At 62.6% G+C, this 15,879-nt stretch carries 15 protein-coding genes; 10 read left to right on the top strand and 5 right to left on the bottom strand.

The annotated features are described in order from the left end of the window. The first annotated feature begins 78 nt into the window (after nucleotides 1–78). Complete coding sequence (hemN, locus tag VMP31_RS09650; protein ID WP_325506475.1) at nucleotides 79–1,461, top strand: oxygen-independent coproporphyrinogen III oxidase; 1,383 nt, start codon at nucleotides 79–81, stop codon at nucleotides 1,459–1,461. Between the two features lie 126 nt (nucleotides 1,462–1,587). Here the strand turns inward: hemN and VMP31_RS09645 are convergent, their stop codons facing one another. Next, a complete protein-coding gene (locus tag VMP31_RS09645) occupies nucleotides 1,588–2,037 on the bottom strand; it encodes a hypothetical protein (RefSeq protein WP_325506473.1) in 450 nt (149 codons plus the stop codon). Between the two features lie 155 nt (nucleotides 2,038–2,192). Here VMP31_RS09645 and fnr point away from each other — a divergent pair, with 155 nt between their 5' ends. The 4 genes from fnr to VMP31_RS09625 all read left to right on the top strand — a co-directional run bounded on the left by fnr (nucleotide 2,193) and on the right by VMP31_RS09625 (nucleotide 5,440). Next, nucleotides 2,193–2,927, top strand: a complete 735-nt coding sequence (gene fnr / locus VMP31_RS09640; protein ID WP_325506471.1) for a fumarate/nitrate reduction transcriptional regulator Fnr — start codon at nucleotides 2,193–2,195, stop codon at nucleotides 2,925–2,927. Nucleotides 2,928–2,955: 28 nt separating this feature from the next. Next, the gene (locus tag VMP31_RS09635) at nucleotides 2,956–3,504 is read left to right on the top strand and encodes an adenine phosphoribosyltransferase (RefSeq protein ID WP_325506469.1); all 549 of its coding nucleotides are present in this window, start codon (nucleotides 2,956–2,958) and stop codon (nucleotides 3,502–3,504) included. Between the two features lie 3 nt (nucleotides 3,505–3,507). After that, nucleotides 3,508–4,323, top strand: coding sequence for an ion transporter (locus tag VMP31_RS09630; protein ID WP_325506467.1), 816 nt, complete (start codon nucleotides 3,508–3,510; stop codon nucleotides 4,321–4,323). A 289-nt stretch (nucleotides 4,324–4,612) separates the two neighbouring features. After that, nucleotides 4,613–5,440 (top strand): metal-dependent hydrolase, encoded by an 828-nt coding sequence (locus VMP31_RS09625; protein ID WP_325506465.1) that lies wholly within the window; start codon nucleotides 4,613–4,615, stop codon nucleotides 5,438–5,440. Between the two features lie 22 nt (nucleotides 5,441–5,462). On the opposite strand, the gene VMP31_RS09620 is transcribed toward VMP31_RS09625, so the two are convergent. Together VMP31_RS09620 and VMP31_RS09615 are read right to left on the bottom strand one after the other, a co-directional pair. Next, nucleotides 5,463–7,028 (bottom strand): cation:proton antiporter family protein, encoded by a 1,566-nt coding sequence (locus tag VMP31_RS09620; RefSeq protein ID WP_325506463.1) that lies wholly within the window; start codon nucleotides 7,026–7,028, stop codon nucleotides 5,463–5,465. A gap of 125 nt (nucleotides 7,029–7,153) precedes the next feature. Beyond that, nucleotides 7,154–7,876 (bottom strand): TetR family transcriptional regulator, encoded by a 723-nt coding sequence (locus VMP31_RS09615; RefSeq protein WP_325506461.1) that lies wholly within the window; start codon nucleotides 7,874–7,876, stop codon nucleotides 7,154–7,156. 115 nt (nucleotides 7,877–7,991) lie between these two features. Here VMP31_RS09615 and VMP31_RS09610 point away from each other — a divergent pair, with 115 nt between their 5' ends. The 5 genes from VMP31_RS09610 (at nucleotide 7,992) to VMP31_RS09590 (ending at nucleotide 11,962) form a co-directional block, all read left to right on the top strand. After that, nucleotides 7,992–9,545: an NAD(P)/FAD-dependent oxidoreductase gene (locus VMP31_RS09610; protein WP_325506459.1), complete on the top strand. Its 1,554-nt coding sequence runs from the start codon at nucleotides 7,992–7,994 to the stop codon at nucleotides 9,543–9,545. Next, nucleotides 9,542–10,423: an SDR family NAD(P)-dependent oxidoreductase gene (locus VMP31_RS09605; protein ID WP_325506457.1), complete on the top strand. Its 882-nt coding sequence runs from the start codon at nucleotides 9,542–9,544 to the stop codon at nucleotides 10,421–10,423. Before VMP31_RS09610 ends, VMP31_RS09605 begins: the two co-directional genes overlap by 4 nt. A 198-nt stretch (nucleotides 10,424–10,621) precedes the next feature. After that, entirely contained in the window at nucleotides 10,622–10,870 is a 249-nt protein-coding gene (locus VMP31_RS09600) for a hypothetical protein (protein ID WP_325506455.1), read from the top strand. Between the two features lie 218 nt (nucleotides 10,871–11,088). Next, complete coding sequence (locus VMP31_RS09595; RefSeq protein WP_325506453.1) at nucleotides 11,089–11,400, top strand: I78 family peptidase inhibitor; 312 nt, start codon at nucleotides 11,089–11,091, stop codon at nucleotides 11,398–11,400. Nucleotides 11,401–11,509: 109 nt separating this feature from the next. Next, nucleotides 11,510–11,962 carry a MarR family transcriptional regulator gene (locus VMP31_RS09590; RefSeq protein ID WP_325506451.1) on the top strand — a complete coding sequence of 151 codons (453 nt, stop codon included), beginning with the start codon at nucleotides 11,510–11,512 and terminating at the stop codon, nucleotides 11,960–11,962. 93 nt (nucleotides 11,963–12,055) lie between these two features. Here the strand turns inward: VMP31_RS09590 and nahK are convergent, their stop codons facing one another. After that, nucleotides 12,056–14,695 carry a hybrid sensor histidine kinase/response regulator NahK/ErcS' gene (gene nahK / locus VMP31_RS09585; RefSeq protein WP_325506449.1) on the bottom strand — a complete coding sequence of 880 codons (2,640 nt, stop codon included), beginning with the start codon at nucleotides 14,693–14,695 and terminating at the stop codon, nucleotides 12,056–12,058. Continuing rightward, nucleotides 14,634–15,788, bottom strand: coding sequence for a nitric oxide-sensing protein NosP (gene nosP / locus VMP31_RS09580; RefSeq protein ID WP_325506447.1), 1,155 nt, complete (start codon nucleotides 15,786–15,788; stop codon nucleotides 14,634–14,636). Before nosP ends, nahK begins: the two co-directional genes overlap by 62 nt. Nucleotides 15,789–15,879: the final 91 nt, after the last annotated feature.

Below are 15,879 nucleotides of genomic sequence, written 5' to 3'. Positions count from 1 at the left end.
CCATGATCCAGGTCAAAACACGCCAGGCAAGGCACTCTTAGACTCCCCGGTACTGATAGCCAAACCGGGAATGCCCGCATGCTCGACGCCATCCAATGGGATACCAGCCTGATCCGTCGCTATGATCAGGCCGGTCCCCGCTATACCTCCTACCCAACCGCCGTGCAGTTCCATGAAGGGATCGGCCAGTTCGACATGCTGCACGCCCTGCGCGAGAGCCGCAAAGCCCTGCGACCGCTGTCGCTGTATGTGCACATCCCGTTCTGCGCACACATCTGCTACTACTGCGCCTGCAACAAGGTGATCACCAAGGATCGCGGCCGCGCCCTGCCCTACCTGGAAAAACTGCAGCGGGAAATCGAGATCATTGGCCGCCATCTCGACCCACAGCAAAAAGTCGAACAGCTGCACTTCGGCGGCGGCACCCCGACTTTTCTCAGCCACGATGAGCTGCGCCACCTGATGGGCCACCTGCGCCAGCACTTCAACCTGCTGGATGACGATTCCGGCGATTACAGCATCGAGATCGACCCGCGCGAGGCCGACTGGTCGACTATGGGCCTGCTCCGCGAGCTGGGTTTCAACCGCGTCAGCCTCGGCGTGCAGGATCTCGATCCGGCTGTACAGCGCGCGGTCAACCGCCTGCAGACCCTGGAAGAGACCCGCGCCATCGTCGAAGCGGCACGCACCCTGCAGTTCCGCTCGGTAAATATCGACCTGATCTACGGTCTGCCCCTACAGACCCCGGAGCGCTTTGCCCGCACCGTCGACGAAGTCATCGCCCTGCAACCCGATCGCCTGTCGCTGTTCAACTACGCCCACCTGCCCGAGCGCTTTATGCCGCAACGGCGGATCAACACCGCCGACCTGCCCACCGCCGGCGACAAGCTGGCCATGCTGCAGGCCAGCATCGAGCAACTGAGCGCCGCCGGTTACCGCTATATCGGCATGGATCACTTCGCCCTGCCCGACGACGAACTGGCCAGCGCCCAGGAAGACGGCAGCCTGCAACGCAATTTCCAGGGCTACACCACCCATGGCCACTGCGACCTGATTGGCCTCGGGGTGTCATCGATCAGCCAGATTGGCGACCTCTACTGCCAGAACAACGCCGACCTGAGCAAGTATCAGGACAGCCTGGCCCAGGGCGAACTGGCCACCCTGCGCGGCCTGCACTGCAACGCCGACGACCGCCTGCGCCGCGCGGTGATCCAGCAACTGATCTGCCACTTCCGCCTGATCTTCGGTGAGATCGAAAAGGCTTATGCCGTAGATTTTCGCAGCTATTTCAGCGAAATTTGGCCGCAACTGCAGCAAATGGCCCAGGACGGCCTGATCCAGCTGGACCCACAAGGTATAGAAGTGCGCCCAGCCGGCCGCCTGCTGGTGCGCTCGCTGTGCATGTTGTTCGATCACTACCTCACCGAACACAACCGCCAGCGCTTTTCCCGGGTGATCTAGGCACGGCCTGCCAAGTGCTCCACGCCCCCGTAGGGTGCGCCGTGCGCACCAGGCCAGGCCGCGGTCTCTTGCTGGTACCCGGTATTCAGGGAACAGGCGGTGGCATAACACACCGGGCTTCGCCGCCTACATGCTCAACGTGGCCACTTCCTGCATCTGCTGAGCGCTCAAGCCCTGCTCGCGCACCGTTTTGAGCAGCATCGCGCTGGCACTGCTCAGCGCGCCCTGCAGCGAAGCCAGTTCCCCCTGCAGGGCCTCAATGCGCAGACGCCGGGTATCCGCATCCAGGCTCTGATCGGCCATCAACGCCGTCAGCTCGGCCTTTTTCTCCGCGATCTGCGCCTTGAGCGCGCGGATCATCTTGAGGATCTGCTTGATCGCGTCTGGCAGGCTGCTCTCATCGATGTCGCGGTTTTTCTGCGCTGCGGCGGAACGCGTCTTGCCCAGCTCGGACAGGCTTACCCGCAAACCATCGCGCAACGCTTGGCCATCCTCATTGCCGCCCTCGGCAGCAGCGTTGCTACGCTGCACTGCTATGCTCAGACGGTTGCTCAGCACAGTCGATTCCACTCGCATGCGGGTGCTCCTTGCAGACCCGGATAAATTTTCCGAAATGTCGGCCGCCAAGGGGCAAACTTGAGCGCCTGGTCAGACTTCAGTCTGACTGGCTGCACACCGAGTCCTGCTGTAACCTTACTGGCATTGTGTGTTTAACCAAGGAAGCGCTGCAGATGTCCGAAAGCATCAAGTTGCACAGCACCCACCATGTTCATTGCAATGACTGCAGCCTGGCCAGCCTGTGCCTGCCGCTTTCGCTGAACCTGGAAGACATGGATGCCCTGGACGATATCGTTAAACGCGGCCGCCCCCTGAAAAAGGGCGAGTTCCTGTTCCGCCAGGGCGATGCCTTCAACTCGGTGTTTGCGGTGCGTTCCGGCGCGCTGAAGACCTTCAGCCTGAGCGATAGCGGCGACGAGCAGATCACCGGCTTCCACCTGCCCAGCGAACTGGTCGGCCTGTCCGGCATGGACAGCGAAATCTACCCGGTATCGGCCATCGCCCTGGAAACCACCTCGGTGTGCGAGATCCCCTTCGAGCGTCTGGACGAGCTGTCGGTAAAACTGCCGCAATTGCGCCGCCAGATGATGCGCATCATGAGTCGCGAGATCCGCGACGATCAGCAGATGATGCTCCTGCTTTCGAAGAAAACCGCCGACGAACGCATCGCCACTTTCCTGGTCAACCTGTCGGCACGCTTCCGCGCCCGCGGCTTCTCGGCCAACCAGTTCCGCCTAGCCATGTCGCGTAACGAAATTGGTAACTATTTAGGCCTTGCGGTAGAGACCGTGTCTCGCGTATTCACTCGCTTCCAACAGAACAAGCTGCTCGAAGCCGAAGGCAAGGAAGTGCATATTCTCGATCCCATCGAGCTGTGCGCTCTGGCCGGCGGTAATATCGAGGGCTGATTTACCTGCAACGGCCAGGATACCCACGATGATTTTCGACGAGTTCAGCATCAAGACCCTGATCCGCCCGGTTAAAGACTTCCCCAAACCCGGCGTCATCTTCCGCGACATCACCCCGCTGTTCCAGTCGCCGCGCGCCCTGCGCATGGTGGCCGACAGCTTTATCCAGCGCTATGTCGAGGCCGAGTTCAGCCATATCGGAGCCATGGACGCGCGCGGTTTTCTGGTCGGCTCGATCATCGCCTACGAGCTGAACAAGCCGCTAATCCTGTTCCGCAAGCAGGGCAAGCTGCCCGCCGATGTGCTCAGCGAACGCTATCAGACCGAATACGGCGAAGCCCTGCTCGAAGTCCATGCCGACAGCCTCTGCGAGGGCGACAAGATCGTCATGTTCGATGACCTGATCGCCACCGGCGGCACCCTGCTGGCCGCCGCTCAACTGGTGCGGCGCATGGGCGCGAGCATCTTTGAGGCCGCGGCAATCATCGACCTGCCGGAACTGGGCGGCTCGCAGAAGCTCCAAGACATCGGTATCCCAACCTTTACCCTCACCGCCTTCGCCCTTAACGACCAATAAATCATGCCCGAATACAGTTTGACCCCAAGTTCCACTACTTGGCGCTTGCGCCTGGCTGCGCTGATGGAAAGCCAGACCATCACCCGCCTGGTCACCACGCTGATCATCCTTAACGCCGCAATCCTCGGCATGCAGACCTCCCCCGGCCTGATGGCGCAATGGGGTGAGCTGCTGCTTGGCCTGGATCAGCTGATCCTGGTGCTGTTTATCCTCGAATTGGGCCTGCGCTTTGTCGCCCGCGGTCTTGGCCTGCTGCGCGATCCCTGGGCGGTGTTCGACTGCCTGGTGGTGGGGGTCGCCCTGGTACCGGCCAGCGGGCCCTTCGCCGTGCTACGTGCGCTGCGGGTCTTGCGCGTGCTGCGGCTGATCTCGATCAATCCGAATATGCGCCGCGTGGTACAAGCGCTGCTGTCCTCCCTGCCTGGGATGGGCAGCATCGCCATGCTGCTGGGTCTGGTGTTCTACGTGGCCGCGGTGATGGCCACCCAGCTGTTCGGCGAGGCCTTCCCCGAATGGTTCGGTAGCCTGGGTGCCAGCCTCTACACCCTGTTCCAGGTGATGACCCTGGAAAGCTGGTCGATGGGCATCGTGCGCCCGGTGATGGAAACCTTCCCGCTGGCGTGGATGTACTTCCTGCCGTTTATCCTGATCGCCACTTTTATGATGCTCAACCTGTTTATCGCCGTGGTGGTCAATGCCATGCAGACCACCCATGAACAGGAAGCCAAACTGGCCCCACCCTCGCCCACCGAGCAATTACTGCTCGATGAACTGCGCGCCCTGCGCACGGAAGTGGCCGAGCTGCGCCAACAGCGCTAAGCCGCACCCTGAGTGCCCGGATTGCGCCGCGTGCTGCGGCGTATTCGGGTTATAGGCTCAGGGGATTCATAGGCCTGACAGCAAGCACGGGCCGCCATCTCGCACGGCAAACTGTCGGACAACTAACCATAAGTTGGCGCTAAAACGGCCACCATGGCCAGGAATGACCTCGCGCCAGAAACGCTCCGGGCTAAAGATTAATCACGGTCACAGACAGCCATCGAGCTGTCGAACCCGCCTGATAACAAGAGCGGTCGCACATCGACCAATATGCCCAGGAGTCGCCCTTATGACAGCCCAAAGCAGCACCCCAAGCGCCAGTTTCCCGGTTCGCCGCATGGATTTCAGCTTTAGCGATAGCCAGAAATTCTGGTTCGCTGGCGACCCCTTTATGAGCCACTTTATGAACAACCTGTCGTCGCTGTTTCCCTATGGCGAGAAGTTTTTCGTCGACAGCGTGCGCGCCGTGCGCGATGAGGTTACCGAGCCGCAGCTGAAAAAGGACATCAGCGCCTTTATCGGCCAGGAGGCCATGCATTCCAAAGAGCACGCGGCCTACAACGACTACGCCGCCGAACACGGCATCGACCTGGAGCGCCTGGAGCTGCGGATCAAGGTACTGCTCGAGTGGGCCACCAAGCTCAGCACCAAAAAACAGCGCCTGGCCGCCACCTGCGCCCTGGAGCACTTCACCGCGACCATGGCCGAGCAGCTGCTGCAGCGCGAAGACCTGACCACCCAGATGAATGATCCCAAGCTGTATCAGCTGTGGATGTGGCACGCCATCGAGGAAAACGAGCACAAGGCAGTCTGCTACGACGTGTATCAGCAGGTCTATGGCGGCTATTTCACTCGCACCATCACGATGGCCATCACCACCCTGATCTTCTTGGGCGTGATCGGCTGGTTCCAGGTACACCTGCTGCGCAAGGACGGCCAGCTGTTCAACTGGCGCAGCTGGGGCAAGGGCCTGAAGATGCTATTCGGCCCGCGTAACGGCTTTCTGACCAAGCTGCTGCTGCCCTATCTGGACTACTACCGTCCCGGCTTCCACCCCCTCGACCACGACAGCAAGGCCTTGGAACAACGCTGGCGTCATCGCCTGGGCTTTAACTAGCAACCAGGCAGGAGCCTGTCGTTTAATCGCGACGGGCTCGGCCACGCTGTTCGAGATCCCGGTACACATGTTCGGCGAGGCCGGCCCCGGCCTCGCTCATGGTCAGGTAGGTACGATCCGCCCCGGCCTGCTGAATACGCCGGGCGATGTCCTCATACATGGCATGGGACACCAGCAAACCAGCAAAGCCACGGGCACGCAGCTTCTCGGTAGAAATGATTTTCGCCTCGGCATCGTTCAGGGCCAGAATCACCGCATCAACCTGCGGCATCTCAAGGTGTTGCCAGAACATCTGATCCTCGCCGTCGGCGAACAGCACCTGGCGTCCGGCCTTGGTGCTCTGCTCAATCACCACGGGGTCGGAGTCGAGCCCCACCACCCGATAGCCCTTCTCCTGCAAGTAATCGTAAGCGGCGCGCCCGGTGCGGCCCATGCCCATCACCAACACCTGCGCATCGCCGAGGGACACCGGCTGCTCATCGGGGTGACGGATATTGCGCTCCAGGGGGATCAGGCGCTTGGCCCAGCGCTCGTAAAGCGGGTGGGCGATGCGGTTAAGCGGTGCGGAAATAACAAACGACAGGGCCACGGTGATGGCCAGCGGAATCATCCATTCCGGCAACACCACGCTGGCCATGATCAGACCGAATTCGCTGTAGTTGGTCAGGCTCACGCCGGTGAGGAAGGCGCTGCGCGCGCGCAGGCGGAACAACATAAACAGGAAGAAGAACAGCATCCCCTTGAGCGGCAGCAGTACGGCCATGACGATGGCGAACAGCAGGGCCTCGCCATCCGGCAGGCCGCCGATGCCGATCTGCAGAAAGAAACCGACCAGAAACACTTCCTTGATGCCCCACAGCGAATTGGACAGCTCGGTGGCGCGCTTGTGCTTGGCCAGCATCGCGCCAAAGGCCAACGCCCCCAGCTCGGAGCTCAGGCCCAGTTGCTCGAAGCCATGCCCGCCCACCACCAGGGCCAGCAACAGGCCAAGCAGCACCATCAACTCCTCGTGGCCACTGGCATCAAGCAGGCGAAACAGCAAGGGCCGCAACAGCGGCAGGCCGAACAGCAGCAACGCCCAGGCCGAGGGAATCTTGCCGCTGGCCAGGCTCATCACCACCAGGGCGATCAGGTCCTGGATGATCAGCACACCGATCGCCACCCGGCCGTGGAAGGCGCGCAACTCACGCTTGCCCTCCAGCACCTTGGCCGCCAGCACGGTACTGGAAAACGACAGGGCGATGGCCAGCAGCAGGCCCTGCTGCCAGGCCAGATCGAGAATCAGCATGATCGCCGGCAGGAAGATCAGACTGGATATGGTGAAGTGCAGCAGACCACCGCCGATCACCTCGCGCCGCACCAAGTTGCCCAACTTGAGTTTGAGGCCGACGGTAAACAGCAACAGCAGCACACCCAGGTGGGCGATATGTTCCAGCGCCACACTGTCGCGCGGGCCAACGCCGATATGGTCACCAAAGCCGGCCAGGGCAAAACCGGCGGCCAGGTAGCCCACCAGCGGCGGCAAGCCGATAGCGCGCGCGCCCAACCCCATGACAAAGGCAAAAGCGATCCAGGTTGCTTCAATCATGGGCGGTCCTTAGCGAAAACACTGAAAAACGGCCTGCAGGCGGCCTGCGCAATGGCGCAGAACCAGGGTAAGCCCAGACCTGTGACAGCAGCTTGATTGATAGCAGTGTGCCAGAGGCCGCCCGCCTACTCGACTGGCAATTTAAGTTGGCCCAGGCTCTGCAACACACTGGCACCGGTAAACAGCATAACGATCTGCTCCTCGGCCAGGGCGCAGATCGCCGTGCGCCGCTCAGGCTGGCCGATATAGTCGAGGGATAACTGAAACAGGTTACGGCTGATCAGGTTGGAGACCTGCAAGACCACGCTGGGGTCGAGCATATCCGGCATCAGCTTGAAGGCCACGATGTCCTCGGCCATATCGGCCCCGAACTCATCCATGATGTTCTGCAGCGCCGTGCGCAACACCGGTGAAGCGCCATGCAGCTCGCGCACACCGATAATAAAGGCCTCGGGGTTCTGCGCGACAAAATCAAAGAACAGCTGCACGGTTTCATGACAGACCCGCCGCCCGCGCTGCAAGTCGATGCCAAACAGCATCGGCGAGCTTGCCTGAGTCGACTGCACCGCTCGCTCGGCCGCCTCCCGACGTAGATCGCGCAAGGGCTGGCGCAACTGGGCGGAGATCTGCCGAATCACCGTCAGGCCCAGATCATCCACATCCTTGAAGTGGCGATAGAAGGTGTTGGGATTGAGCCCGGCCTCGCGCGCCAGTTCGCGCAGGCCGAGATTGCTCAGGCTGCGGCTGGTTGAGGTGAGACGTAACGCTGCGTCCAGCAGCAGGCGTTTGCCCGGGGCTTCGGTGGTCTTCTCCGCGTCCTGCTGACGCTCATCCGAATCGGCGTACATGGCAAACCCTAGCTAAAAGTTGGTTGGTGTTGGAGGCCCTTGCTGGCGAGTATACAACTGTCTACTTTAGTGCACAGCTGTATACGCCAACAATAACCATAACAGGAGCTTGGCCATGAATGCCTCCGTCTCACCTCCCGGTTCTGCCCGTCATTGCAAGGTTGCCATTATCGGCAGCGGTTTTTCCGGCCTGGGTATGGCCATCCGCCTCAAACAGGAAGGCGAACACGACTTCCTCATGTTCGAGAAAGAAGCCGGCGTCGGCGGCACCTGGCGGGTCAACAATTACCCCGGTTGCGGCTGCGATGTGCAATCGCACCTGTACTCCTTCTCCTTCGAGCAGAACCCCAACTGGACGCGCATGTTCGCCAAGCAGCCGGAGATCCAGGGCTACCTGGAAGGTTGCTGGGAAAAATACCGCCTGAGCAACCACACCCTGCTCAATACCGAAATCGCCCGCATGGCCTGGGACGAGCAGGAAGAACGCTGGCACATCAGCGACCGCGCCGGTAACAGCTACACCGCGCAGTTCGTGGTATCCGGCATGGGCGCACTGTCCACCCCGTCGATCCCGGCCCTCAATGGCCTGAGCACGTTCAAGGGCAAGGTGTTCCACTCCCAACAGTGGGACCACGACTACGACCTGACGGGTAAAAAAGTGGCGGTGATCGGCACCGGTGCCTCGTCCATTCAGTTCGTGCCGCAAATCCAGAAGCAGGTTGCCCAACTCGACCTCTACCAGCGCACCGCCCCCTGGATCATGCCCAAGCCGGACCGCGCCATCAGCGATCGCGAGCGTGACCGCTTCAAGCAATTCCCGCTGCTGCAGAAACTCTGGCGCGGGGTGATCTACGCCATGCTGGAAAGCCGGGTGATTGGCTTCTCCATATTGCCCAAGGTGATGACCCTCGCCCAGAAAGTCGGCAAGTGGTACATCAACAAGCAGATCAAGGACCCCGTCCTGCGCGCCAAGGTCACCCCGGATTACCTGATGGGCTGCAAGCGCGTGCTGATCTCCAACGACTACTACCCGGCGCTGACGCAGCCCAATGTCAACCTGATCACCGATGGCATCGAGGAAATCCGCGCGGGCAGCATCCGCACGGTGGATGGCCAGGAGCGCGAGATCGACACCATCATCTTCGGCACCGGCTTTACCCCCAGCGACCCTCTGCCGCGCGGCGTGCTGTTCGGCCGTGGCGGCGTCGACCTGCTCGACACCTGGCCAGAAGGCCCACAGGCCTACAAAGGCACGCTGACTGCCGGCTTCCCCAACCTGTTCTTCCTGATGGGCCCGAACACCGGCCTGGGGCATAACTCGATGGTCTACATGATCGAGTCGCAGATCCATTACGTGCTCGGTGCGCTCAAGCTGATTGGCGAAAAGCAGCTGCAGAGCCTGGAAGTCAAACAGACGGTACAGGACAAGTTCAACGGCAAGCTGCAAAGCAGCCTGGGCAATACCGTCTGGAACGCCGGCGGCTGCGTGAGCTGGTACCTGCACCCGGTTAGCGGGCGCAACTGCACGGTATGGCCCGGCTTCACCTGGCGCTTTCGCCTGCTGACACGCACCTTCGACCCGGCGGCCTATCATTTCAGCCGCAAGCAGGCGGCCCATCCGGCGCAAAGCAACGCCATCCCATTGACTGCCCAGGAGGTCAGCGCATGAAGTCGTTCGAAAACAAGGTAGCCGCCATCACCGGTGCCGGTTCGGGTATCGGCCGCGCCCTGGCCTACGGCCTGGCGCGCCAGGGTTGCCAGCTGGCGCTCTCCGATGTGAATGCCGAAGGGCTGGCGCAGACTGTCGCCCAGGCACGCAAACTTGGAGTGAAGGTCAGCGAAACCCTGGTCAACGTCGCCGATCGCGAGGCCGTGCACGCCTGGGCGGATCAGGTGGTGTCCGACTTCGGCCAGGTCAACGCCATCTTCAACAACGCCGGCGTAGCCCAGGGCGGCACCGTGGAAGGCAATGAATACGCCGACTACGAGTGGATCATGAACATCAACTTCTGGGGCGTGGTCCACGGCACCAAGGCCTTCCTGCCGCATATCAAGGCGTCGGGCAGCGGCCATATCGTCAACGTATCCAGCGTCTTCGGCCTGTTCTCCCAGCCGGGCATGAGCGCCTATAACGCCACCAAGTTCGCCGTGCGCGGCTTTACCGAGTCGCTGCGCCAGGAGCTGGATATGGCTGATTGCGGCGTGTCGGCCAGCTGCGTGCACCCGGGCGGAATCAAGACCAATATCGCCATCACCGCGCGGATGAACGACAGCCTGAGCAAGGTTACCGGCCAGGATGCCGAGCAGGCCCGTACGCAGTTCAACGACCAGTTGCTGCGCACCACCCCGGAGAAAGCCGCCCAAGTGATTATCAACGGTGTGCTGGGCAACAAGCGGCGCATCCTGATCGGCCCGGACGCCTACGCCCTGGATGGCATGCAGCGCCTGTTGCCGGCCTTCTACCAGCGCGTGGTGACCGCCTCCATGCGCCTGGCCGCGCGTTTTGCGCCCAAGGGCAAGGCCAGGGCAGCGCAAACCGCCGAGTAACCTGCCGCAACAGACACAGGGCCGGCCATTGTCGGCCCTGTGCGTTTGTCGGTTCGGGCGCACCCCTCTGCCAGCTGGGTTATGGTGTTAGCAGCCAGTCGCAACTGGCTTTGTCACCACCAGGCTGAACCATCGCCTCGCACTATCCAGTGCCTGTGCCGGGGCCGATGGTCACAGCCCCAGCAAGAGGGCAAGCCCATGACCGTCATGCACTGCGTCCACCGCGACCATCGCATCAGCACCGACATCCTCGAACATCCTGGCATTCCCACTCCCTGGGCCGGCGGCTGTCATATCACCGACCCAGTGGGCCACACCAGCAAGCGCCTGACTCTGCCGGTGGACTATGCCTTCCTCGATGAACTGGACAAGGCCCAACGTGCCTCCCTGGCCCACGGCAAATGGCTGGTGGACCAGAAACTGGATCACGGTCGCGCGCTGTTCTAGCGGCCCCCTTCGTTACCTCGCAACAACAGCCCAGGCGCGGGCCGCTCTTGTGCCCGCGCCTGGGCAATCGCTGAGGTAATCCTCTGCCCGCTTGCAGACACGCGGCGCTGTGCAGATCGCTGAAATCCCCCCTACTTGCCTGAGCGTTACCCGGCCAGGCTAAAGGCATCTCGGTCCTGAGCTGCTATGGTAGACACCTCGTTTACCAAGGAGAGTTCATGTCGACCCACACGCTTTCGCTCAGCCTGCTCCTCGCCAGCACCTTGTTCGCCGCCGGTTGCAGCAGCACCAACACCCCAGCGCCGCAGCCTGCCGTCAACCCGGCACTGGGTTGTACTTCGGCGGCGGTGGAGCCCCTCAAGGGTCAGGTGGCCACCCCCGCATTGCTGGAGCAGGCCCGCTTGCAAGCCGCGGCCAACAGCGCCCGGATACTCACCCCAAGCAGCATGGTGACCCTGGAGTACAACAGCCAACGCCTCAACCTGAACGTCGACGACCAAGGGGTAATCACCCGCCTGTCCTGCGGCTGATTTAACTAAGGTGCGGACAACGGTCTGCACCCGCCTCGACGCACAGCTGGCGCAATAGCGGTTTGCGCGATAGCTTTATGCGTACCACAGACTCTTACAGGCCACTGCCATGACCACTCAAGTGGAGCCCTGCGCCGAACTGCTGCTGGATAACCAGCTGTGTTTCGCCCTCTATTCCACCTCGCTGCTGATGACCAAGACCTACAAGCCGCTGCTGCAGGCCCTGGGCCTGACCTATCCGCAGTACCTGGCAATGCTGGTGCTGTGGGAAACCGAGGGCATCACCGTCGGCGAAATCAGCGCGCGCCTGCTCACCGATCCCGGCTCGCTCACCCCCCTGCTCAAGCGCCTGGAAGCCGAAGGCCTGCTGCAACGTGTGCGCAGCAGCCAGGACGAACGCGTGGTGCACCTGCACCTGAGCGACAAGGGCCGCGCCTTGCATGCCCAGGCCAAAACCCTGCCCGCCTGTATTCTCAAGGCCAGCGGTCTGTCGCTGGAACAGATCGGTACACTCAAGCAGGAACTGGTCACGCTGCGTGGTCAGCTGCAAGAGTCGCTCTAGTGTGCGTTCTCGCAATAATCATTGCTCAATCTGCTGCGGTTGCCCTGTGTAGGGTTGGTCGCCGTTGCGTACGCGACAGGGCTGGCCGCGGCGCTAACTGCGGCCCTGCTCAAGCAGATGGCTCATCGCCGTTTTCAGCTTCATCGGCCGTACCGGCTTGTGCATCAGGGTATGGCCGAGTTCGCGCATCTGCTGCTTGAGTTCGTTGCTGTAGTTGGCGGTGATCATCAGCGCCGGTAGCGGCGTGCTGCGCCTGGAGTTGATCAGGGCCACGGCGTCGACGCCGTTGTGGCCGTCGTCGAGGTGGTAGTCGGCAATCAGCAGGTCGGCGTCGGCGTGGTAGTTGTCGACCTGGCGCGCCAGGTCTTCCTCGGAGAGTGCGGTGACCACCTGGCAGCCCCAGGCTTCGAGCAGGGTGCGCATGCCGGCGCAGATCGCCGCGTCGTTATCCAGCACCCAGATGCGCGAGCCGCTGAGGCGTTCGAGCAGCAGATCGGGGGTATCCTGCACCACCCGCGGCCGTGGCGCGCGGGTGGTCAGCGGCACCTCGATGGCGAACATCGAGCCCTTGCCCAGCTGCGAGCTGACGCGAATACGGTGGCCGAGCATGCGGGCGATCTTGTCGACGATGGCCAAGCCCAGGCCCAGGCCGCGGTCCTGCTTGCGGTGGGTGATGTCGCCGCGCTTGAACTCCTGAAAGATCTCGCCGAGCTTGTTCTCGGCAATGCCGATGCCGGTGTCCCAGACTTCGATCGACAGGCTCTGCCGACGCCGCCGGCAGCCGAGCAGAATGCGCCCGCTGCTGGTGTAGCGAATGGCGTTGCTGAGCAGGTTGCGCAGAATCCGTGCGAGCAGCTGGATATCGCTGCGCACCAGGGCCGAGCTGGGGATAAAGTCCAGGCGCAGGCCTTCGCTGCCGGCGATCTGGTGGTATTCGGCGGCGAGGTTTTCCAGCAGTTCGCTGACCGCAAAGGGGGCGATATCCGGCTTGATCACCCCGGCGTCGAGCTTGGAAATATCCACCAGGGTGCCGAGCAGGCTTTCCACGTCTTCCAGGGAGTTACTGACGTTGCGCACCAGCGGCGCGTGACCGGCCAGTTCGCCCTTCTCCAGCAGCGCACTGGTAAACAGCCGGGCGGCATTGAGCGGCTGCAGCAGGTCGTGGCTGACCGCGGCAAGGAACTTGGTCTTCGACAGGTTGGCCTGTTCGGCCTCGCCCTTGGCCTCGCGCAGGCGCGACTCCATCTGCGTGCGTTCGTCGATCTCGCGGCGCAGCTGCTGGTTGACCGTGGTCAGCTCGGCGGTGCGTTCGCGCACCCGTTGTTCCAGGTGTTGATAGGCCTGATGCAGGGCCTCGGCAGTGCGCCGACGCTCGGTGATATCGCGGATCAGCACAAAGATGCCGACCACCTCGCCGCTGGCCTGCCGGTTCGGCACATAGGAGCGCAGCATGTAGCGCTCCTGACCGCTGTGGTTGGTTTCGGCGAACTCGAAGGTCACGCTCTCACCGGACAGCGCCCGTTCGATATAGGGCTCCAGACGCCGGCAATGTTCCTCGCTGTGCACCGCCCGCAGGCTCTGGCCGAGCATCGCGCCGCGGGGCCAGCAGTACCACTCTTCATAGACCTTGTTGGTGAATTCGTAGACCAGATCGGCGGTCAGGTAGGCGATCAGCGCCGGCACATGGTCGGTGATCAGGCGAATCCAGCGCTCGCTCTCACTCAAGGCCTCGGCATGCCGGTGGCGCTCGGTGATATCGGTAAAGGTGTTGACGAAACCGCCGGTGGGCAAGGCATGGGTGCGCACTTCGAGCATGCGCCCGTCGAACAGGTGCAGCTCCAGTTCCTCGATGGGCTTGCCGTTGGCGTCGCGGCTGTCCGGGGTCAGCAGGGCCAGCTCGCTGTCGGCCATCACCTCGGCAAAAGGCCGGTGGGCGTTGATCGGGGCCAGGCCGCAGAGGTCGAGGAAACGGTGGTTCCACAGTTCCAGCTGGCCCTCGGCATTGACCATGGCCATGCCCTGGGACAGGTTGTCGACGGCGCGCTGCAGCAGGCGCGACTTCTGCGCCAGGGCCTGCTCGCGGCGCAGGGTTTCGTTGAGCTTGACCTCGGTAATATCGGTGTAGAGGATCACCAGGCCGCCCTCACGGGTCGGCCGTTCGCTGACCTGCACCCAGCGCCCGTCGCGCAGGCGATAGAGCATATGCTCGCCGTCCTTGCCGCGCTGCTCCTCGACCACCAGGCCGGTGCTCTTGCTCAGGCGTTTGATCTCCGCCAGGCGGGTGCCGGCGTTGATCCGCGCGCGGCTGTGGGCCCAGAAGGATTTGAAGCGGCTGTTGAACAGGACGATGCGCTGCTCGCGGTCGAACAGCACGAAGCCGTCAGAGATGCTCTCGATGGCGTCGATCAGGTGTTGGTGGGCGGTCTCGGCGCGCAGGCGGGCGTCGCTAAGGAGCTGGTTGCTGGATTTCAGTTCGGCCATGGCCTGGTTCAGCGCATCGGTGCGCTCGCGCACCTGCTCGGCCAGCACCACCGAATGCTGGAAGGCGGCGTAGGCGTCGTCGCCGCGCGAGTGCACCGACTCGACCCGTTCGATCAGGGCGGCGTTGATGCGCTTGAGCTTGTGGTTTTCCTTTTCCAGGGCCTGGCAGCGGGCCTGCAGCTCGGCGACATCAGCCTCGACCGGGGCGGCCAATGGCGACTCCGGTGAAGGTCTGGTTGATGTGCATACCATTGAACTGCTCTCCGTAGGTATTGAAGCCTATGACCGGCTGGCTGCGCAGAAAGGCCGAGACCGGCTCGACACCGCCGTGGTCTTCGATTTCCAGGCGACGCAGAAAACAGTCGCAACCGATGGTCAGGAGCAAGGGGCCGAGGCGCTCGCGCAAGCCGTCGAACACCCCTTCCAGGTTGGGCAGCAAGGGCCCGGGCTGCATGGCGGTGAGCACGATGCCGTTCTCCACCGCGCAGTAGAAGGTCAGGCTGAGGTCTTCGTTGACCCGCTGGATCGAGCGTACGTAGTACTGCTCGCTGATGCGTACGGCCAGGGGGTTGGCGGCGAACACCCGATGATCCAGCGCCTCCAGCGGCACGCCGATCAGTTCGGCATATTCCTGGGCGGCGGGTGCGGCATTCAGTTCATAAACCCGGCGGCTGGCGCTGTCGGCGCGGGTGACCACCAGTTTGTCGCTGCTGGGCTCGATGTGATGGGTGCTGAACACCTCGAAATCCAGCCAGGTGTTGAACAGCACCACCACCGCCGCGCCGGTATGGAACTGGCCGCCGTAGTAGACGTGGGTGTGGGTCAGGTGGTTGTCGTCACCGGCCGAGCCGCCGAAATGCGGAATGCTGCCCAGGGCCGCGCTGAGCGCACCGAGCACCACTTCCTCGCGGCTGGACAGGCCGTCGAGCAGGGTCAGGGCGAAGCTGTGGCCCTTGATCGAGGCCAGTTCGTTGGTGCGGCAGTCCTTGACCAGGCGCTCGACCAGTTGCTGGGCGTCGATCAGGCTGAAGCGCTCCATCTCGTCGATCAGGCCGCTGGCGATGGAGAAACTGCGGTGATCGAAACCCACCGCGCTGACGCAGCCGCGACCATAACCCTGGGTCGTGATCTCGCCGGCCGTGGTGCAGCCCACCAGGTTGATCCCGCCGAAGTGCTGCTCCAGCGCCGCGCCGAGACCCTGCAGGTCGTATTCGGCGGAGCAGAAGAACAGTACGAAGCCCAGGTGGGGATGAATCAGTTGCCGTGCCAGTTCCTGCGCCACCAGTTCGACATCGCTGGCGCAGGACATGGCGGTTACGACGCCGTCGGTCATTTCCTGCTGCATAGCCTGCCCCGCGAATAAACCTAGATAGCCTGGGGTCATTCTACGAAGCTCGGCCCGCGCCCCCCATGCCACTTGAGTAGCGCCGGCCTAC

Source organism: Pseudomonas sp. (assembly GCF_035512415.1).
Taxonomy (GTDB): domain Bacteria; phylum Pseudomonadota; class Gammaproteobacteria; order Pseudomonadales; family Pseudomonadaceae; genus Aquipseudomonas.
This window is presented reverse-complemented; position numbering and strand designations above follow the sequence as displayed.